The organism is Rhodococcus sp. S3, assembly GCF_058211795.1.
Map to the genome: position 1 here is coordinate 4,291,235 of NZ_CM177074.1, position 20,231 is coordinate 4,311,465.

Annotated in this window: 14 protein-coding genes; 3 read left to right on the top strand and 11 right to left on the bottom strand. The window is 56.3% G+C overall.

What is annotated here, in order from left to right; genetic code table 11:
• Positions 1-162: 162 nt before the first annotated feature.
• From AC0LPE_RS19825 to AC0LPE_RS19835, 3 genes are all read left to right on the top strand, one after another.
• Positions 163-2,004, top strand: a complete 1,842-nt coding sequence (locus tag AC0LPE_RS19825) for a DUF4012 domain-containing protein (RefSeq protein ID WP_490605051.1) — start codon at positions 163-165, stop codon at positions 2,002-2,004.
• 271 nt (positions 2,005-2,275) lie between these two features.
• Positions 2,276-2,425, top strand: a complete 150-nt coding sequence (locus AC0LPE_RS19830; protein ID WP_490605052.1) for a hypothetical protein — start codon at positions 2,276-2,278, stop codon at positions 2,423-2,425.
• Between the two features lie 462 nt (positions 2,426-2,887).
• The gene (locus tag AC0LPE_RS19835; protein ID WP_490604568.1) at positions 2,888-4,141 is read left to right on the top strand and encodes an IS256 family transposase; all 1,254 of its coding nucleotides are present in this window, start codon (positions 2,888-2,890) and stop codon (positions 4,139-4,141) included.
• Positions 4,142-4,176: 35 nt separating this feature from the next.
• On the opposite strand, the gene AC0LPE_RS19840 is transcribed toward AC0LPE_RS19835, so the two are convergent.
• From AC0LPE_RS19840 to AC0LPE_RS19890, 11 genes are all read right to left on the bottom strand, one after another.
• Positions 4,177-5,778, bottom strand: a complete 1,602-nt coding sequence (locus AC0LPE_RS19840) for an IS1634 family transposase (RefSeq protein WP_490605053.1) — start codon at positions 5,776-5,778, stop codon at positions 4,177-4,179.
• A gap of 327 nt (positions 5,779-6,105) precedes the next feature.
• Positions 6,106-7,221 (bottom strand): OpgC domain-containing protein, encoded by a 1,116-nt coding sequence (gene opgC, locus AC0LPE_RS19845; protein WP_490605054.1) that lies wholly within the window; start codon positions 7,219-7,221, stop codon positions 6,106-6,108.
• 121 nt (positions 7,222-7,342) lie between these two features.
• Entirely contained in the window at positions 7,343-8,674 is a 1,332-nt protein-coding gene (locus AC0LPE_RS19850; protein ID WP_490605055.1) for a UDP-glucose dehydrogenase family protein, read from the bottom strand.
• A 52-nt stretch (positions 8,675-8,726) separates the two neighbouring features.
• The gene (locus tag AC0LPE_RS19855) at positions 8,727-9,701 is read right to left on the bottom strand and encodes a GDP-L-fucose synthase family protein (protein ID WP_490605056.1); all 975 of its coding nucleotides are present in this window, start codon (positions 9,699-9,701) and stop codon (positions 8,727-8,729) included.
• Position 9,702: 1 nt separating this feature from the next.
• Positions 9,703-10,725, bottom strand: coding sequence for a GDP-mannose 4,6-dehydratase (gmd, locus tag AC0LPE_RS19860; RefSeq protein ID WP_490606375.1), 1,023 nt, complete (start codon positions 10,723-10,725; stop codon positions 9,703-9,705).
• A gap of 87 nt (positions 10,726-10,812) precedes the next feature.
• Positions 10,813-12,678, bottom strand: coding sequence for a glutamine--fructose-6-phosphate transaminase (isomerizing) (glmS, locus tag AC0LPE_RS19865; protein WP_490605057.1), 1,866 nt, complete (start codon positions 12,676-12,678; stop codon positions 10,813-10,815).
• 77 nt (positions 12,679-12,755) lie between these two features.
• Entirely contained in the window at positions 12,756-13,553 is a 798-nt protein-coding gene (locus AC0LPE_RS19870; protein ID WP_490605058.1) for a WecB/TagA/CpsF family glycosyltransferase, read from the bottom strand.
• Positions 13,550-14,347, bottom strand: coding sequence for a glycosyltransferase family 4 protein (locus AC0LPE_RS19875; RefSeq protein WP_490605059.1), 798 nt, complete (start codon positions 14,345-14,347; stop codon positions 13,550-13,552). Before AC0LPE_RS19875 ends, AC0LPE_RS19870 begins: the two co-directional genes overlap by 4 nt.
• 423 nt (positions 14,348-14,770) lie before the next feature.
• Positions 14,771-15,703, bottom strand: a complete 933-nt coding sequence (locus tag AC0LPE_RS19880) for a glycosyltransferase family 2 protein (protein WP_490605060.1) — start codon at positions 15,701-15,703, stop codon at positions 14,771-14,773.
• Between the two features lie 1,182 nt (positions 15,704-16,885).
• A complete protein-coding gene (locus AC0LPE_RS19885) occupies positions 16,886-18,088 on the bottom strand; it encodes a glycosyltransferase family 4 protein (RefSeq protein WP_490605061.1) in 1,203 nt (400 codons plus the stop codon).
• Positions 18,085-19,425: an O-antigen ligase family protein gene (locus AC0LPE_RS19890; RefSeq protein WP_490605062.1), complete on the bottom strand. Its 1,341-nt coding sequence runs from the start codon at positions 19,423-19,425 to the stop codon at positions 18,085-18,087. Before AC0LPE_RS19890 ends, AC0LPE_RS19885 begins: the two co-directional genes overlap by 4 nt.
• Positions 19,426-20,231: the final 806 nt, after the last annotated feature.

Sequence of the window (20,231 nt, forward strand, 5' to 3'; positions counted from 1 at the left end):
CCTCCCCTGTCATGCGATCGTGGACGGAGCCTCCCAACTCCACGGTCACGATCACCGTGCAGAAGTTTACTTACAGTCACTGTTACCCACCACTTGAACGGTTGGCCAGATCGAAATCGGGTTATCGTCTCGAGCGAAAACCACGAAGGGGGCACAAGCGGCGTGAACGATGTTACCGGTGAGTCAGATTCGCCCGAACGGCGTCGACGCAAGGTGCGGAGACGTCTGTCCGACGAGGAGATCGCAGCTCAGCGCAGGAAGCGCCGACGCGTGCAGATCGGCTGCGGCGTAGGCGCGCTCGTTGTCGTCGGATTCATCGGCTGGCTGGGTTACGAAGGCTTGCAGGCGAAGTCGAATCTGGAGAAGGCGCAGGACTTCGCGACGCAGGCGAAAGACGCTCTGCTCGCAGGCGATACCGACAAGGCCCGCGTCGCCGCGGGCGATGCCGATCGTTACGCCCAGGATGCCCAGGGTTCGGTCGACTCGGTGCCGTGGCGTATCGCCGGTGCCGTTCCATTCTTGGGGAGCCCGTTCGATTCCACTCGCCAGATGACCACCATTGTGAGCGGTCTCACAGAGCAGGTTCTCCTCCCCGCGGTCGACGCGGGCAGTGCAGTCTCTCCCGATCAGTTGATTTTGGACGGCGCACGCATCAATCTTGCGGCTCTTCGCGACGCCGCGCCCGTCCTCGAGACGACCTCTGCGGCGATCAGCGACCTCGACGAGCAGGCCCAGAATGTCGACAGCACGTGGTTGGGACTGATCGACGACGCGCGGGTCGATCTGCAGGACCAGGTGTCCGAGTTGTCCGGCCTGTTGAACAACACCTCGCTCGCAGCGCAGATCGCGCCGGCCATGCTCGGAGCAGACGGTCCGCGTAGCTACTTCATCGGATTCCAAACAAACGCCGAAGCGAGGGGAACCGGCGGTCTAGTAGGTGGGTTTGGTATTGTGCGCGCCGATGCAGGCGCCGTCCGAGTCGATGACCTGGCAAGCAACCGGGACCTTAGCGACGAATACGAACCGCTCGACCTCGGGCCCGACTACATGCGCCACTACGGCGCAAGTCGACCAACTATTGAATTGTCGAACAGTAACTTGAGTCCCCATTTCCCGTATGCCGCCCAGATCTGGCAATCTATGTGGGCTCAGGAGTCCGGCGAGACAGTTACTGGAGCTATCGCCACCGATCCGATTGCGTTGAGTTACGTCCTCGACGCCGTAGGCCCGATTACCATGCCTGATGGTGAGCGCGTTACGGCGGAAAATGTCGTCGAACTCACAGAGTCTACGGCATACGTACGCTTCTCCGACGACAACATCGCGCGAAAGAAATACCTCCAAGACGTTGCGGCGCGAGTCGTCGAAAAAATGACCAGCAGTATTTCGAACCCGCGTGACTTACTCGAAGCGCTTGGCAAGGCCTCATCGGAAGGGCGATTGGCCATTTGGAGCAGCGTCCCGCAAGAACAAGACATACTAGAACGTACACCTCTCGCACAAAACACGCCCTCCACTGACGGACCATATGCCGAAGTGATCGTGAACAACCTCGGCGGAAACAAACTTGACTACTATCTGAAACGAACGTGGACTTACACGGCCGACACCTGCGAGGGCGATACACGGACCACGACCGTGACCGTCGATTTAGCGAATACAGTTCCTAACCGCGAGTTTCCCGACTACGTCGCCGGAACATACAATAATCGCGACATTCCCCGCGGAACCAATTTGACAGATCTTGCCCTATACCCCACGAAAGGTTCCAAGCTAGAAAGCGTTACTGTAAACGGATATAAAACGATTTCTTTTACGGGAAGAGAATTGGGAAGACCAATCTTCAGCGTCCAACTTCCAATATATCCGGGTGACACAGCAACGGTTGAATTTAAGTATTCAGAACCCGTGAAACCGGGTATTCCCTCTCTACCCATTCAGCCGTTAGTAGACGAACCCCAAGTAGTCCTCGACGCACCGACCTGCAGCAAGGACGGAGAATAACGCCGGATCCGGTCCAGGCGCACGCCATATCGATACTTCTTGCGTGGTACTGACCCAAGCTCGATTTTGATGGGCTGCACAATCCAGAAGTATATAAGAATGGTCCCGATCCATCGCCGTGACACGGATCTGCAAATCGGGAGACGCGCCGTCGTCGACTCGACATATCGAGAAGGCCCCGGCCCATGCTCGCTGTCCATCAAACGCCACCGCTTCATGGTGTTGCGCCCCGGGTCTGTTGGAGGGTCTGATCACACGGAGGATGAGATCCATGGGAGCGCCGAGGAAGTACCCGGAGGAGCTGAAGGAACGAGCGACGCGGCTGGCAGTCGAGGCACGCCGCGATCCAGGATCGAGAACAGGAGCGATCAAGCGGATCGCCGATCAGTTGGGCACCCATCCCGAAGCCCTCCGTACCTGAGTCCCCAGGGAAAAGATCGACGGTGGCGCCCGTCCGGGCACCACCACCGAAGTGTCAGCGGTCATGTAATTCCCCAGGTTGAGGGGTCGACCCGTCACGTAATTCCTCACCCGCCTGTCACGTAATTCCCCACCCTTGGGGCGTGTCGGCCGGGGTGTGGGTGCTGCTGCAGGTTCGCTTCTTCCCAAGGTCCACCGAGGGCCTGGGAAGGGGCCCGACGGTGGCAAGGAGAACGTGGACGATGACCGATCTGACCTGAGTTAGGACACTTTTAGTACCCCGCGAAGCCGAGATCATCGAGAATCTGTTGCTGAGCAGACGGGACCTGAGTAGTGCCCCATAGAGTGGTGTAACCCGGTGACCAGCAACACAACCGGCAGCGTGTCGCTGCTGGACGTGAAACGGTCACCGCGTGATCCTTCGAGTCAACCTTCCACAGAATCCTCGAACGGAGTCATCACGATGACCGCACCCCACATTGTCGACCCTGCAGGCGTATTGCACCAAGCCCTGACCGACGCGTCGCCCGATCTGATGCGCGAACTGCTGCAAACCATGATCAACGCCCTGCTGTCCGCCGAGGCCGACGCGGTCTGCGGCGCCGAATGGGGCCGACAGTCCACCGAACGAGTCAATCAGCGCAACGGATACCGGCACCGTCCCCTCGACACCCGCGTCGGCACCATCGACGTCGCCGTCCCCAAACTCCGATCCGGAACGTATTTCCCCGAATGGCTCCTCGAACGCCGTAAACGCGCCGAGGCGGCATTGATCACCGTGGTCGCCGACTGCTACCTGGCCGGGGTCTCCACCCGCCGGATGGACAAGCTGGTCAAAACCCTCGGCATCAACGCACTGTCGAAATCCCAGGTCTCACGCATGGCCGAGGACCTCGACGAGCAGGTTGCCGCATTCCGGCAACGCCGCCTCGATCACGCGGGCCCGTTCACGTTCGTCGCCGCCGACGCATTGACGATGAAAGTCCGCGAGAACAAGCAGGTCGTGAATGCAGTCGCGATGGTCGCCACCGGAGTCAACGCCGACGGGCACCGCGAAGTGCTGGGCCTGCACGTGGCCACCAGCGAGACCGGTCCGGCATGGAACACCTTCTTCGCCGACCTGGTCGCCCGCGGTCTGAGCGGGGTCCGGTTGGTCACCTCCGATGCGCACCGTGGTCTGGTCGATGCGATCGCGGCGAACCTGCCCGGTGCTGCGTGGCAGCGGTGCCGGACCCACTACGCGGCGAACCTGATGGGTGTGTGTCCGAAGAGCATGTGGCCGGCGGTCAAGGCGATGTTGCATTCGGTCTACGACCAACCGACGGCCGATGCGGTCGATGCTCAGTTCGATCGTCTCGTCGAGTACACCGAGGACCGGCTCCCGGCGGTGGCTGAGCACCTGGGTAATGCTCGCCCGGATCTGTTGTCGTTCAGTGCTTTTCCGAAGGATGTGTGGACTCAGGTGTGGTCGAACAATCCGGCCGAGCGGCTCAATCGAGAAATCCGGCGTCGGACCGATGCGGTGGGGATCTTCCCGAACCGCGACGCGGTCGTCAGGCTGGTCGGTGCTGTTCTGGCTGAGCAGACCGATGAATGGGCGGAGGGTCGGCGGTATCTCGGGCTCGAGGTGCTGGCTCGTTGTCGTGCCGTTGGTGCGGAGCCGGAGTCCTGCGGGGAGGTGGTTACAGAGCCTGCCGCCGCGATTCCTGCTGCATAGTCAGGACAGGAGAAAGGATCACCGTCCTACACCACCTATCGGGGCTTGACCGGGACCTGCGGCGGGAACGATTCGGTGGTGCCGTTGATCGCGATGATCAAGGTCCGTAGCGGACGCAGTTGCTTGACGACATTCGCGATCGACAGGCCGGTCGCATCCTGCACCACCCTCGATACCGCCAGCGCCGCAAACAAGATGGTCAAGTGCGCCTCGATGGCCTCTCTGGTGTGGTGGAAGATCGGCCGCGCACGCAGATCCGTCTTCGACATTCGAAACGACTGCTCGACCCGCCACAGGTCGTGGTACTTGCCGATCAACTCCGATCCGGTCATCACCGAGGCCTCGATGTTGGCCACGTAGCCTTTGAGCCCGGTCAGGCGCCGGGCCCGTTCGAGACTGCTCGTGTCGAGCTTGCGGCCTTTCGCGGTGACGGTGACGAACCGGGTCGCCTTCGCCGGTTTCGATCCGTCGATCACCGCTCGGGCCCGCGCCTCCTGCGCGTTCAACGTCTGCGCGTCACGGACCGCGCGTTTGCGCGAGTACTGCCACACCGCCCGCCACGCCTTCGGATGATCCCGCCGGTTCCAGACGGGTTCGGCTCGCCGTCTGATGTCGTTGACGGTGGCCCGTCCGTGCCGCGGGGTGACCGTATCGATGACCTGCCCGTCGGCGAAAACGTCCCCGTGCCAATGAAAATGGCTCGCCAGATCGGCCGGCGCCTTGGTCACCCGCGAACCGACGATGAACCTCAGCCCGGCCTCGTCCAACGCGGTCAGGTTCGACCCGGACAGCATGCCGGCGTCGGCGACGATCACCATCGCCTCGGTGTCGAGACCGTGCCGCGCCAGGAACTGCGTCACTATGGGCACGATGGTGGTGGTTTCGGCGGTGTTGCCGTCGAAACAGCCGACCTCGAGCGGGAACCCGGTGCGGTCGACGAGCAGACCGACCACGATCTGCGGATCGACCCGCCGCTCCTTCGAGTACCCGACCTTGCGCAGGTCGTCTTCCTTCTCGGCTTCGAAGTACAAGGTCGTGACGTCGTACATGATCAACGTCAGATCCCCGCTGGTCGAGGCATGTTCGAAGCAGCGGCGGGCGAGTGTGTCGCGGTACTTGCTGTCCAGTACTCGCTTGAGGTGACGTCGGATTGTTCTGTAGGACACCGCGTCTGCGCCGAGATCCTCGAGAACGCGCAGGGAATCGATCTTCGAGGTGGGTTCGACGATCCGGGCGATGACCAGATTGCGGAACACCGCGTCACCGACCTCATCGAACCCGAGCCGGTCGAAGACGGTCCCGAGCACGTCGTACAGCAGGCGTGAGCTCGTGCCCATCGTGCGGCCGGCCGGTGCGACCGCCGCGCCGCTTGTTCGAACGGCTTCGGAAGCATCGTCGGAATCGGTGTTCCAGTTCGACACCTCGGCGACGTGGGCCGTGCGGGTGGCCACCTCGAGGTCGAGGACGCCCTGATCACCGTCGACGATTCGGCGAGCCCGGGCGAGCAGCACGCCGAGTTCGGCGTCGGTGTGCGCGGAGCCGAGGTGGGTGACGATTTCGACCCGGCCTCGGTTCTTGCGGGCGACCTGCACGGCGACCGCGCCCGAGGCGGTGCGCACTTTCCTCACGTACGTCACCGCCTGGACCCTACCCGGTTAGTACCCCATTTTGTCCGTCGCCGGCATGGGAACTGCAGGTCACGGCGTCGCAGACCCCATTACTACTCTTGTAGTGTCCGAAGTCAGGTCAAATGTGAGTGCGGCCCCCGCCCAGCCCCTCATATCGTCTAATCTGGTGCAGCTCGGGTCAGAACCACGATCTCCCCAATGCAGCGCAGTGATCGAGACAATTGCACTGCTCCACCCACTTGCAGTCCGCAAACCCACTTACCCGATATCAGTCCAACACCGACTGACCCGAATTACCGACTACCACCGAAACGCCCAACAATGATCGAACTCGAACTAGCTTCGAAAGAGCGCGACTCTACCCGTCGCGGACGCCATGACGCGGGTGAGGCCATTTCCGACCCAGCCCCGGATGAGCGCTACAGGATACATCAGCACCGCGACTATTAGCGCACCGAGCTGTGCAGACGCCGTCGTACTGTCAGTTCCTACAAGTTCGGGCAACAAAATGACTGCCAGACACAGAGCAATAAAGCATGCAAGTCCGCGAGCACCAATGACGGTCACAGGCCGTAGAACGGTAACGTTCCGCCTTAATAGAAATCGAATTACCTGATACAACACAATAAATGCGCACCAGGCAAGGGCTATCCGACCCGGTCCGCAATAGGCCTTGTCATACAGCAATGTCCCGACGTAAGAACCGTGCGTGAAAGCCGCCAAAAATCCAAGAAAAATACCGAAAAGTATCCCCCAGACAAGGCCCGAGCGTCCTCTGACGAATTCCCGCACTTCCGGCCAATACCATCCAGCCAAGAGCGCTGAGGTAAAGAGCAATTGCCAACTTGCAATACTAAAGAACGCGCTGCCGTCCGGACGATTTGGAAGAGCACCCCAGTTCCGCGATACACTGAAGACAAACAAAACGATCGAAAAGAGCGCAACCAACCGCCAACGCTCAGCGGCAAGCAACGGAACCCAAACTAGCGTTAAGCTTAAAAGGAAAACGTAGAGGGACAGAATATCGAGGTTCTCCGGATTGAGCTGAAGCGTAAAAAGCCAGAATGCTACGGCACTCCAGTCCGATTCATCAAGACTCGGAAGGGAATCGCGAGGACTTATCGACCCGGCAATCACTGCTAAGGCCACGATGCCAACGTGCGAAACATATAATAGAGCAATTCTCTTGCACTGTCTTATCCTCACTAACCATATGTTTGACGAATCCACCGACTTTCGATAAACGATACCTAAAACGAGTCCTGTCAGGAGAATAAATCCTGACGCACCATCGACCCACGGAATCAAATGTACGGCCTGTCCCAGAGCAGAGTCCTTAGCCAGGTGTCCGATGACCATGCTGAGAATGCAGAGGCCCCGAATGGTGTCAATCGCTAAATCGCGCCTCTTCCCAGCCAATCCGCTACCATCGCTAATAGTCAGCACCTCCACTCAAGCTCTGACGACATGCGGAAAATCGGGCGCTACACATCTACCCAAAACTGCACGTGTTCAGAGCAAACAAACATGGGTCACCAAAGAAATAAGTCCAGCGTGCGACTTCCACAATCCGTCAGGAAGAACTGCGACCCAAGCCCTTATACGTCCAATCGGCATCGCGCCATAGAGTCGGGTCTAAGCAGTTCCGACCGTCGATAATTACACGTCGCCGAACAACCTCAGCCAAGTCTCTAGGTTTAAGTTCCTTGAATTCTTCCCATTCCGTCAGTACCAATACAATATCAGCACCTTCGCACGCAGCACCCGTAGAATCTGCATAACTGAGTGTCGGGAACACCGCACGGGAATTTTCTATTGCTTTGGGATCGTATACTGACACGGACGCGCCTTGAAGTTGCAACTGTCCCGCTACATTCAGTGCGGGAGAATCACGCACGTCGTCTGAGTTTGGCTTGAACGCAGCGCCAAGTACGGCAACCCGTGCGCCGAGAAGCCCACCTGACAACTCTTTAGCAATCTCAACTACACGTGTCCGACGACGCATATTTATATTGTCAACTTCCCGAAGGAAGGTAAGTGCTTCGTCTGCACCCAATTCACCTGCACGAGCCATAAAGGCGCGGATATCCTTCGGAAGGCATCCGCCCCCAAAACCGATCCCCGCATTAAGAAATCGCCGGCCAATCCGCACATCGTGCCCGAGCGCATCAGCGAGTTCCGTGACGTCTGCGCCAGCAGCTTCGCATACCTCTGATATAGCATTAATAAACGAAATTTTAGTCGCCAGGAACGCATTCGCCGCTGTCTTCACCAACTCGGCAGTCGGCAAGTCTGTTACTAGAAAGGGGGTATTTTCCTCAAGTGACCGAGAGTAAACCGATTGTGCGATCTCCACCGAACGTCCGCGCCGGGACTTGTCCACACCTAGCACGATGCGGTCAGGGTGAAGCGTGTCTTGAACCGCAAATCCTTCCCTCAGGAACTCAGGGTTCCAGGCAACTTCAAGCGCATTGCCAACGGGCGAAAGCGCCGCAGCACGTTCACCCAGCCTCTTCGCTGTGCCTACAGGGACGGTGGATTTGCCAAAGATTACGGCGGGACGCGTAATCATCGGGGCTAAGGTATCTATGACAGCGTCCACAAATTTAAGGTCCGCGGCGTATTCGCCCTTCTTTTGCGGCGTCCCCACGGCGAGAAAGTGGATGTCCGCAAAATCCGCGGCCTCTCCATAAGAAGTCGTAAAGCTTAACCTTCCGGCTTCGATGTTCTTCTTTAACAGTTCGTCAAGTCCGGGTTCGTAGAAGGGGGCGTGTCCACTTTGCAGAGTCGACACCTTCCTGGGGTCAACGTCGACACCGAGAACACGATGCCCCAGATCCGCCATGCACGCCGCGTGTGTTGCGCCGAGATAACCCGTTCCGAAAACCGCAATATTGTCTGACAAAATCCGTCTCTTTCAAGAGATGCTAACCTCGATGCAGGACTCCGCATCGGAATTAGACACGTAGGTTCTGAAGGTTATCGCGATACCAACTAATTGTTGAGGCAATACCTTCACGTAGCTTGATTCGTGGTGACCAACCCGTTGCATTCAGTTTCGAGACGTCAAGCAATTTTCGGGGCGTTCCGTCGGGCCTCGAATTGTCCCAGAGGGTGCGTCCTGCGTACCCAATTTCCTGAGCCACTATTTCAGCAAGCTCCCTGATTGAGAGGTCTTGACCGGTGCCTACATTTACATGAGAATCCGCATCGTAGTGGTCCAATAAGTGAATGCATGCAGACGCCAAGTCGTCGACGTGAAGGAACTCCCGCCGAGGGGTACCGGTGCCCCAGTTAGTAACGGAGGACACCATATTTAAGCGGGCGTCTTCATATCTACGAATAAGTCCCGGCAATACATGAGAACCTTGGGGTGAAAAATTATCACCTGGACCATACAAGTTTGTAGGCATCGCGGATATCCATGGCAATCCGTACTGACGTCGAACTGATTTCACCTGCAAAATGCCGGCAATCTTGGCTATCGCATATGCGTCGTTTGTCGGTTCAAGTTCTCCGGTGAGAAGATACTCTTCTTTGATTGGCTGTCGCGCCATCTTCGGGTAGATGCACGATGAGCCTAGAAACAGCAGTCTCTCAACACCGCTCGCTAATGAGGCATCAAACAGATTAACCTGTATCTGAAGATTATCGGAAATGAAGTCAACCGGATACTTTTCGTTTGCCATGATTCCGCCGACCTTGGCCGCCGCAATAATAACATTCTTTGGCTTGTTTTCTGCGAAGAAATCAAACACTGCATCGCGATTACGCAAATCCAGTTCACGCGACGAGCGCCCTAGTATTTTAGTAAATCCCGCGCGGGTCAGCTCGCGCCAGATAGCAGATCCCACTAGGCCATTATGCCCAGCAACATATATAAGCGCGTCCCTGTCTACGAGGGAAGGTACGGGCGAACTCACTGGGGTCATCTCAATTCCAATTCGCGAGGACCGGCGAGTCGATCCAGTGTCGACCGCTGTGCTCAAGCGCCTTTATATCGGCATCGACCATGATCCGTGCGAGCTCGGGCGTTTGCACCGAGGCCTTCCACCCTAGGCGAGCTTCAGCTTTGGATGAGTCACCTACCAAAGCGTCCACTTCTGTTGGCCGAAGGTAACGCTCGTCGAACCGGACGTGATCTTCCCAATTTAACCCTGCGTGTTCGAACGCGGCTACCACGAAATCCTTGACCGTGAACGCACTCCCCGTCGCAAGGCAATAATCATCAGGTTCGTCGGCTTGCAGCATTCTCCACATACCTTCAACGTATTCCGGGGCGTAACCCCAGTCACGAACTGCGTCCAAATTGCCCATATAAACGTGTTGCTCAAGCCCTGCCTGGATACGAGCGACAGCGCGAGTCACCTTTCGTGTTACAAATGTCTCGCCGCGCCTCGGAGATTCATGGTTAAACAAAATCCCATTGACCGCAAACAGTCCGTAAGCTTCCCGATAATTTTTTGTCATCCAATAGGAGTACACCTTGGATGCACCATATGGAGAACGAGGATAGAACGGGGTCTCCTCGTTTTGAGGGGGTGGCGTCGCGCCAAACATCTCCGAACTCGATGCTTGGTAAAAGCGGCAATTGAGCCCCGCTAACCTCACCGCTTCCAGTAGGCGGGTCGAACCGATCCCCGTGGTATCTCCCGTGTGCTCAGGCTCGTCGAAGCTTACGCGAACATGGGATTGAGCAGCGAGATTATACACTTCCTCAGGCATAATCTGCGATAGAAGTGTCACGAGTCTAGCGCCATCACTTAAGTCCCCGTAGTGTAGGAATATCCGCGCATTCGGTTCGTGTGGATCTATGTACAAATGGTCAATTCTCGCGGTGTTGAATGTTGAAGCCCGGCGAACCAGTCCATGAACCTCATACCCCTTCTTGAGCAATAACTCGGCGAGGTAAGACCCGTCCTGACCCGTAATACCGGTAATGAATGCACGTTTCATTCGAAAAATATTCCTTTCCGCATCAAAAATCCTGGTGGTCGATCGCATGCAAGAAGCGTCTTTCGACTAACAATACGATCGATATCGTTACTCGACAGTTACCGATTTTGCGAGATTACGAGGTCGGTCTACGTCGTACCCGCGCGCCCTCGCAACTTCGGCCGCGAAGACCTGCAGCGGCACCGTAGAGAGTAGCGGTTGGAGCAGCGTGGGTGCCGAGGGTACCTCGATGAGGAAGTCAGCAAAGGGTCGTACTGTGTCGTCGCCCTCTTCCGCGATCACTATTGTCCGAGCACCGCGCGCTTGAATTTCGCGGATATTTGAGAGGAGCTTCGCATGCAATACCGAACCCTCCTTCCACGACGGCATCACGACAAAGACCGGTAGCCCGTCCTCGATCAGTGCGATCGGGCCGTGCTTGAGCTCGCCTGCGGCGAACCCTTCTGCATGCGTGTATGCAAGCTCTTTGAGTTTTAACGCACCCTCTAAAGCGACCGGGTACCCGACGTGCCTGCCGAGGAAAAGCACAGTACGAGCGGTCGCGAGTTCGCGAGCCAAAGCACGTACGGGCTCAATTCTCTCCAGGACCTGCTCGATGAGTGCTGGCATGGCCTCAAGAGCAGCGAATTCGCGAGCGACCTCGTCTGGGTATTTCGTACCCCGAGCCTGCGCCAGCGCTAGCCCGACCAGATAGTTCGCCGCTACCTGCGCCAAGAATGCTTTCGTCGAGGCCACGCCGATCTCAGGTCCTGCTCGCGTGTACAGAACAGCGTCTGCCTCGCGCGGAATCTGCGATCCATTTGTATTGCAGACGGCAAGTACGCGGGCCTTCTGTCCTTTGGCATGGCGTACGGCCTCCAGGGTGTCAGCGGTCTCTCCGGACTGCGAAACCGCGACCACCAGCGTCGAACGGTCGAGCACAGGGTCCCTGTATCGGAACTCACTAGCGAGTTCGACCTCAACTGGCAGCCGCGTCCAGTGCTCGATCGCGTATTTCGCCACGAGGCCCGAATGGAATGCGCTTCCACAAGCCACCACAAAGACTTTGTCGATATCGCGAAGTTCCTGATCAGACATCCGAGTCTCATCTAAAACGACACGGCCCGTATCGAAATGCCCAAGAAGTGTGTTCGACACCGCCGATGGCTGCTCGTCGATCTCCTTGAGCATGAAATAGTCATGCCCACACTTTTCAGCCGCTGCGAGATCCCAGTCAATCTCGAAGGGCTGACCAGGATGATTACCGCCGCCCTGGAAGTCAAGGATTTGGTACCTGTCAGGAGAAAGGACGACCATCTGATCCTGGCCAAGCTCAACCGCATGTCGGGTGTACTCAATAAACGCCGCCACATCCGAAGCCAGAAACATCTCTCCCTCCCCCACACCAACAACGAGGGGAGTCGAGCGCCGCGCTGCCACAAGAAGGTCGGGATGATCGGCGTGCGCGAATACGAGTGTGAAAGCGCCTTCTAGCCTTTGCAGGACGCTCGCTACGCTTCCGATGAAGTCGCCGGCGGTTTCGCCCTTCGAGTACGCTCTCGCCACGAGGTGCACAGTAACCTCTGTGTCTGTATCGCTCTCGAGCTCGATTCCTGCATCTTCCAACTCGCTCCTCAAGGATGCGAAGTTTTCGATGATCCCGTTATGCACCACGGCAAGCTTACCTGTTACATCGCGGTGAGGATGCGCATTTCGATCTGTAGGACGCCCGTGTGTTGCCCATCGCGTGTGCCCAATGCCAGTGCATCCAGGAAAAGCGTACGCGAAAGAATCACCAAGCTCAGCTTCAAGATTGGCTAACTCGCCGGCTTTGCGCTCAACAGCGAGTCCGCCCTTTCCGTCCACGATAGCAATACCGGCAGAATCATATCCGCGGTATTCCATGCGTCGCAATGCCCCGACAACGACATCCGCCGCACGCCTATTTCCACAATATCCGACAATTCCACACATGTGTTAGACCTTCACAGAGATTCGGCGGTGTACCCTCGGTATATCCTTGGACACTGAAGTAACTTCAGCATGAACTCTTACTGCCTGCGGACACGGTTCGCGCTTCGCGTGAACAGCTGGCGGACAACCGACTCGACAAATATTGCGTTACCGAACAAGTATCTGCGCCATAGTCTCTTCGGTTCTTTAGCAAACCTATATACCCATTCCAGACCAGTGCCATGGAGCCAGCTGGGCGCCTCCTGTACATTGCCCGCCACAAAGTCAAAAGCAGCACCAACCCCCACTACAGGACACCTTAGGCGCGAGGCGAGCATTGAAGCCGCGAAATCCTGCTTTGGCGTACCCAATCCAAGCCACACAATACTTGGCTCAGAAAAGCCCACCTCAGTCACTATGTTCTCAATATACTTTTCATCGAGAGCAGCGAAGGGTGGTGAATAAGATCCTACAACGTCCACTCCCGGGTATTCCTTCTCGACGACGTCGATAAGCATTGCAAGCGTATCCTTAGATGCGCCTACAAAGAAGTGCCTTACGCCACTCGGTCGTCCTTTATCTAAAACGTCGCGAAAAAAGGACGGGCCCCGTACCGTCGACGCCATCGTTCTCCGCCCTTCACGTCGCGCAAGAAGGCGCATGGCCACTCCCACCGGAGCGCCATCCGGAAAGGTCACGCCATCCTCGGAGATGATCCGCGCGTAGGCCGCATCTGTCTGCGCCAGAGACACGCAATAGGCGTTCGCAAGTCGTACCGCCACTGCTTGATCAGCTTGGGAAGTCACGAGGTCAATTAGCCAATCGGTAGCAGCATTGCGATCGGTCGCCTGAAACGGCACTCCGCTTACCTTTACTATTTCAAACGGAGACTTCATTCGCTAACTCCACTCTGAGCAGAACCAGCATCCCCTTGAGCTGGCGTTGTTGATTCATTTAACGACGTGAATCCATACGCCTGCTCCAAACAAGATTTCATTCTTGTTAAAGTCCAATCTCTACGTTGCGAATAACCCAAGCCTTCTGTGGACTCGATCGCAGCTGCGAGTCGTCTTTCGATGCCATTCACAGGGCGTGAAGAAACCACCACCGCATTGGAATCAGCCATCGTCCGAACCCCGCCCAGATCCAAACATACGACGGGGAGTCCGCACGCCGCGGCTTCAGCTGCCGCCCAACCTCCTGAGTCGTGGAGACTCGGGAAGGCCAGGACAGTTGCGTTCCACATGTGTTTTTGGACCTCCGTTTGGTCGCACCAGCCCATGAACCGCACACGAGGACCAAATTCTTTAGCCGCCGCCCGAAGAGTCGTCATTTCCGGACCATCGCCAACAAAAACGAGCTCCCAATCATCGTCGAGGTGCCGTAGCGACTTTAGGACCAGGTCAACGCCCTTTAGCTTCAGCAAACGCCCAACAAATAGAATGCGTCGACGGGGCCGTGTCAACCCAGGAGGGGGCTGAAATTTGGAATATGGCAGGACACAGTTAGGTTGAACAAGTACCTGAGCGCCAATAGGCGCGCTAGCAACGCTATCCGAGTTAATCGATATAAAGCAATCGACTTGCCGACGAAGACCAAGACGAGTGAAAAACCTGACTATTCGAGTAGTGCAAACTCGAACTAACTGCCTAAATACCTCATCGAGTCCCAGCCTTAACGAAAGTCGCATCGGGGGATAGGTGTTTCCTCCTGCCGGCCCCCAGACACGCCGCGCATTCTTGCTCCTTGCCCCGAAGATAGCCGGCGGTAGCCAGTCCGAAGCAAACGTTGCATGGTGTACGACTGAATAGTTTTCTGCCGTCCTTTTGACAACCAAAGCGGCGCGCCATAACCAATAAAGGTATCGGCGGTACGTGCTCCGTGAACTATCGAATGGAGTTGAGATCCTTATGACGGATACATCGGACGGCAGCCGGGACGCTTCTGCTTCGAGACGCGGAGCGTTACCGCCCCGTGTGATTAATGTTACGCGGTCACTTATCTCCGCGCATGCCTTCAACAATGCCCAGCCAGCACCCGACTCACTCCCTTCCGACGGGTCGCACGCATACGCGCAGAGCAACACCGATCTCTCTGCTCGCTTAGTCAACCTTCATCCCCTCGCACTGGCCAGCGGCGCCGCAGATCGCCTTCTGACAAATCCTCGGAACCACTCATGAGTCCACCCAACATTTCGAACACCGTGATCGAGAACCAACCTGAGGCAACATGGATTCAAAACTGACATAGGAAGTAATACCGAAATACCGAATCCACCTACCACCCGCGCGGCGATCTCCGCGATACGCGGCATTCCCGCGCTGTGATTCTTCGCGCGCGCAAGCGCGCGTCCATTGTAATAATATCTACGTATGAGCCAGCGTCGTGAAAGTCGCGCCGGATCTACGGGCTCATACACCAACGCTTCATCGCACCATCGAATTTCGCCACCATTCGCGATTAATCGCGTGGTGAAATCTGTATCTTCCCCGCCGGGTAGATCCCAAGTTATATCAAAAGTGATGTCGCCGATTTTACGAACGTCAAGCAGTAAGTTGCCTGCGCCCGCTCCTTGGACCAACGACCCGGTCTGCTTGCGGGTGCGCTCATGAAGCGGTGCGTATTTGCTCGGCAATGATGTCGGCAAAACAGGTCCTGTAACAGCTTCGCATCGAAAATCACGCACCGTCATGATCATCGAACGCAGCCATCGTGGAGAAACAATCTCGTCATCGTCGATATAAACCAGATAGTCAACTCCACGCGAACGCGCAAGGTCCAACAATCGTTGGCGAGCGGGTGCAACCTGCCCGAATCCTAGGTGCACACATTCCACGTTTCCACTCAGCGTAGGGCGACCCGGTGATTCAGGGTCGTTGTCCCCGACAATGACCTGCATCTCAATTGAATCTGGAATCTCCACTTTCGCGATGCTCTCCACACACGCGCGGAGTGCCTCTTCACGGCGATAAGTCAGAATTGCGATCATGACTTCTTCTTTAATTATTTCGGGCATCAGCAAGCCTTTCTGACCTGTCGCCGGCACCCGCGCGATGGAATACCCAGACGGAAATGGCAGCAGTAACAAGGGACGAGAACGAAAGAGCGCTCGCCGCCAGGACTTCGAGCCCCGTAACCGCAGCGCACGCTGTCACGGCGAATTGCAGGGGTAACCACACGCATCGAATCCTGTTCAGCCTGCTTGTCAGACCCAGTACACGGAGTGCCGTACCGTACCCCAAGGTCACGCCGCTCGCAGCCACGCCTAAACCACATATAAAGACTACCGGTATGATGTTTTCGTATCCGGAGCCGAACACTAGCGAAACCAGTTTATTTCCATCAATTGAAATCGTAAGCACCGCGCACGTTAGTAAAATCACGAACAGGCCGATTACACCGAGCGCGCCAGCAGTCCGCGGTCCCGTAGAGCGAACTCGGTCCAGCTCTGCAACGCCTTCTCGCCCAAACTTTCGTAGGAGTACTGGAGCACACCCCGAGAAAATTACCGACAGTGGGCCAAGCACCGTTTGCGAAATTCGAATCACTGCCGCAACGTCAATCGTGGCCAGAACTGCGACAACAACGAACATAGCCTGTTGAGCAACTGTTCCGAGAGAAATCTCGAACAGAAATGATTTCGATTTCTCACTATGCATTTTTGAATAACCAAGCGACGGAAGGGGCGGAGTAATGCGAAGAGCTATTAAGGATACTCCAACTGTCACAATTAGGCCGGCGCCATAGATAATGATTGCACGCTCAGCATTCAAGTAGATGTATCCGCCTACAGCAACACCCAAGAATACAAGAGCTAGGCAAGCGAATGACACCCAACTAAGCGACCGGTGCAGTAGCAGAATTCTCAGAGGGTCGAGGCAAACAAAGAACGGTACCGACACTGCGTAACATATTGCTACAAACGAGATATTGTTGCTTAAGACAAGAAATACTAGTCCAACGATGGTCGGTACTACTGCAAAGGTCAATGATGCAGCAAGAGCGTCCCTCTCGTCACCTGGGCGCGTGTGACCGCCGCGCGCTGCCCATACATCGACGCCAATCGCACGACCACACGCTAATGCGATCATCGCAATAGATTGAACTACCGCGACACTTCCAAGGACTTCCGAGCCAGCAGCCTTGGCAATCGTTGAGATCAGGACGAAACTGAGAGCGCTTGACGCAGCCTGTACGGCCACAAACAACGCAGTGTCAATATGCTTCCTCATCTGGAGAGCTCACGGATCATAATGCTCATTTGCTCCATTGCGCGAGTGCCTGTGTATTGAGCAATAAACCTCTTATACGCTCGTTCACGGTAGGCGTCCCGCTCTGGACCAAAAATCTCGTCCAATGCCAACGAAATCTCATCTCGATCGATTTTAGATAGTCCTACGCCCCCGTCTTGAACGATCGATGCAAGAGCACCCTCGAAGGTGTAAATCACAGGAGTGGCAACCGACAGGGCTTCGATAGCGACTCGGCCGAATGGCTCCGCCCACTGGGATGGAACTACTGCCACTCCTGCTTGGGCAAGAATCTCGACGACTTCTTGATGTGTTACCGGCCCCTCAATTTTCACATTGTCTTTGACGCGACAGATATCTCGAATGGTTTCGGTATCGGGACCTTCCCCTATTATCTTAAGGACTCGGGCACTATCCTTGGGCCAAGCGCGAGCAAGGGCTGCAACCCCCTTTTCGGGCGACAACCGTCCTACATAGACAGCGTCATCTCCACCGTCAAATTTCGGTAGGGGAGACTCGAATGTAAAGTTTGGACGAACACGTACGCGCTCTGGATTAATACCGTGCTCCGTGACGAGCCGCTTCGTCTCTTCGCTCGTTGCAACGAATAGATGGTCACGCCACCCCTTGACGATTAGTTTCATCGCGAGGGCCATCACGAATACGACAAATGACTGTGCGATGCTCTCGTTGTAGCATCCCTTAAACACGCAGGATCGGAAATAACGCCGGCTTCCACACACCGCACATGAACCGTCGTTCCGTAATTTCGCAGACGGCGTAACCAGCCGATAGTTCCGAATTGCTTGCATCGTGGGGGTGCGTGTGACACGAGCCGCGAGCAGCAGAGAAGGAGACCAGGCGGGCCACGTGTTATTCACGTAGATGAAGACTGGATTATGCTGGCGTATTAGTTTAACAACGACGAACAACGTCTTCAGGTTGAAGATAGCCGCCGTAGCGGCGACGGGGGTCTTGGCTACTTTGGCATTAATCAAAACACACGGCAATACCTCATAACCAAGTTCGGAAAGCAAGCGACGCTCGTTTTCGAAGCTCTGCTCTTCGCCCCCCGGGAAACGATAACGAGAATGAAACATTAATACACGCCGCTTCGCGACTGGAGCGCGATTTCCGTTTCTTGACATACTTCTAGCGACGAAGAGACGGCGACTCGTCATTGAATAGCTCCTTTGTTAGCCGAGTCAACCTTGGCTTCAGCTACTCGGCGACTGTCGGGCGCCTGTTGGTCATTCTCGAAATCTTGGTCAGCTCGAGACGGCGCTATCAGCGCCCAGAACGTTAACCATACGACTCCGAAATATACGGTCGATTCTGTAAGGTCCATCATTAATATGAGGACAACAAGCGCAAAACCCCCGACATAGGGCATGCGAGTTTGAGCGACCTTGCAGTACCGAGTCAACAGCAACGACAGGCCGACGAGCATTAGAACGTAGCCTAGCCAACCCACTTGCAGTCTTATGTCGATGATCCCGCTATGTGCGCTGCTCGCATCGAAGCTGAGGTGCGACCGCAGTGCTTGACCGAGCGAACTGCTGTCGGTCCAAACGGAACCGAAACCCCATCCAAGTAAGGGTTGCTCTTCGGCATACCGGCGAGCCACCATCCAGAGGTGAGTTCGTCCAGTGAGCGTTTCGTCGCGTGAAAGATACTCGGCAATACGGGGACCGACGAGTTCGACAATGAACGAGCTCACCAGATAGAGAAGGAGAACGGGGATGGCTGCGTATCGCATCATGGTTGTTCTTGAGAACATCCATACGACCGTCATCGCGATGGAAGCGCCGATCGCTGCCACTAGTGCCGTTTGACTACCAGACTGATAAAGCATGAAAGCAGAGAACAAGGCTGCGAAAAGCCATACTCGTCGACGAGCCCGGTCGTTCAACGCGAGAGACAATGCAAGAATAAACTCTATCGCAGCGATTCGACCGAGCGAGTTCTTGTGGGTGAAAACGCCCCGGTAGGCATCTCTACGAGTGTCGTCGTCTATCCCGACCGACGGGTCAATTAGGACTACAGCGAGCGATACGACGAGTAAAGCACCAAGAGTGTAGGCCAGGAGACGCATGCGCGAGTCGATCGAAATCTCCCATGCAGCCGCGGCACCGGTCGCGGCCAGCAGAAGGGTGACCAAGGATGCCACCATGGTGGCCGTAGGTTGGAGTGACCAATACGAACTGGCGAGCGGGATCCCACACGTGAGTAGAAGCGCAGCGATAGGAATTCGCGTACGACCGGCTTTGCCATCGAGCGTGAAGTGAAAAAATAGCAGGAATGCGGCCGCCACGATCGAACCGTAGATCAGCAACGTTCCTACGATGGTCCTCGCGGCGTAAACCTGGAAGGCGCCGGATGCTCCTATCACGGCGAAAACAAGCGCGATTTTTACAAGGCGGCTGGGCTTCAGATCGTCCGATTTCGACTCGTGATCTCCGGAAAGACCGTTAATCGACGATTGTCGGGTATGCGTACGAGCACGTGGGTTTGTCATTTTAGATTGTCCCGCCTTTTTGGAGGACTACATTCATAATTTGTCTTTGATCGAGCATGCAATGAGATTTTGAGTAGCTCGCCGTAGAAGAAGGATCATGAGACATGCCCTCCGCCGACCGCAGGAAGCATCGTTCGCTGTAGCGTAGCGACGCAGCGGTAGTGCGAAACGTGGATCGGCGAGGACGTCTCCCCCAGTGTTCGTTGACATTTCGGCCTGTCGACTGCGCACGTCCTGGGCTGCTTATTGAAGCGGGGAAGATCGTGCCGACTTTAGCCGACCTAACAATTTGATTGCGATCCCTCAGCTCCTCACGGCCAGGAGCATGATTGTCTGTTAAGACGTCTAACCGGGGCGTACCCCGGCAGTCGTCGATAAATTCCCGATCGGAGCGGGGACTCACAGGCGCGCTGCTTGTTCCTCGTAAGCGTCCTTGACATGGGTAGGCGACGGTCGGCCTGACATCGCTGGAAGGAAGGGTGCTTACGGAGAACTTCGAGTGGTTCTCAGTTGGGGGTGCCATCCCCGATGCGCTTCGGCAACAAGATGGCAGCACAACTTGTGCAGCGCACATAGATACAGCTGGAATCTGCATGAATAATTCAGACAACGATTCACCTGTCGCTGGCATCGCAAATCACCATCGTGTGTCTCCTCCCCGAGACCTAACGTGCGCTAAGCACTTCTTCGGCGGCCGCCGAGACCTCCCGTTTGCTGCCCTCCCCGGCGGCAATCAAGAGGTGTAGCCCACGTCAGTCGGCCATCGGTAGGGCGAGGCAGGCCGTCGCGTAGCTATCTGGATCTTC

Coding starts and splice junctions, on each gene's coding strand:
- AC0LPE_RS19830 (WP_490605052.1), top strand. CDS start 2,276: ATGGGAGCGCCGAGGAAGTACCCGGAGGAGCTGAAGGAACGAGCGACG.
- AC0LPE_RS19870 (WP_490605058.1), bottom strand. CDS start 13,553: ATGAAGTCTCCGTTTGAAATAGTAAAGGTAAGCGGAGTGCCGTTTCAG.
- AC0LPE_RS19835 (WP_490604568.1), top strand. CDS start 2,888: ATGACCGCACCCCACATTGTCGACCCTGCAGGCGTATTGCACCAAGCC.
- AC0LPE_RS19890 (WP_490605062.1), bottom strand. CDS start 19,425: ATGACAAACCCACGTGCTCGTACGCATACCCGACAATCGTCGATTAAC.
- gmd (WP_490606375.1), bottom strand. CDS start 10,725: ATGAAACGTGCATTCATTACCGGTATTACGGGTCAGGACGGGTCTTAC.
- AC0LPE_RS19855 (WP_490605056.1), bottom strand. CDS start 9,701: ATGACCCCAGTGAGTTCGCCCGTACCTTCCCTCGTAGACAGGGACGCG.
- AC0LPE_RS19875 (WP_490605059.1), bottom strand. CDS start 14,347: ATGCGACTTTCGTTAAGGCTGGGACTCGATGAGGTATTTAGGCAGTTA.
- AC0LPE_RS19885 (WP_490605061.1), bottom strand. CDS start 18,088: ATGACGAGTCGCCGTCTCTTCGTCGCTAGAAGTATGTCAAGAAACGGA.
- glmS (WP_490605057.1), bottom strand. CDS start 12,678: ATGTGTGGAATTGTCGGATATTGTGGAAATAGGCGTGCGGCGGATGTC.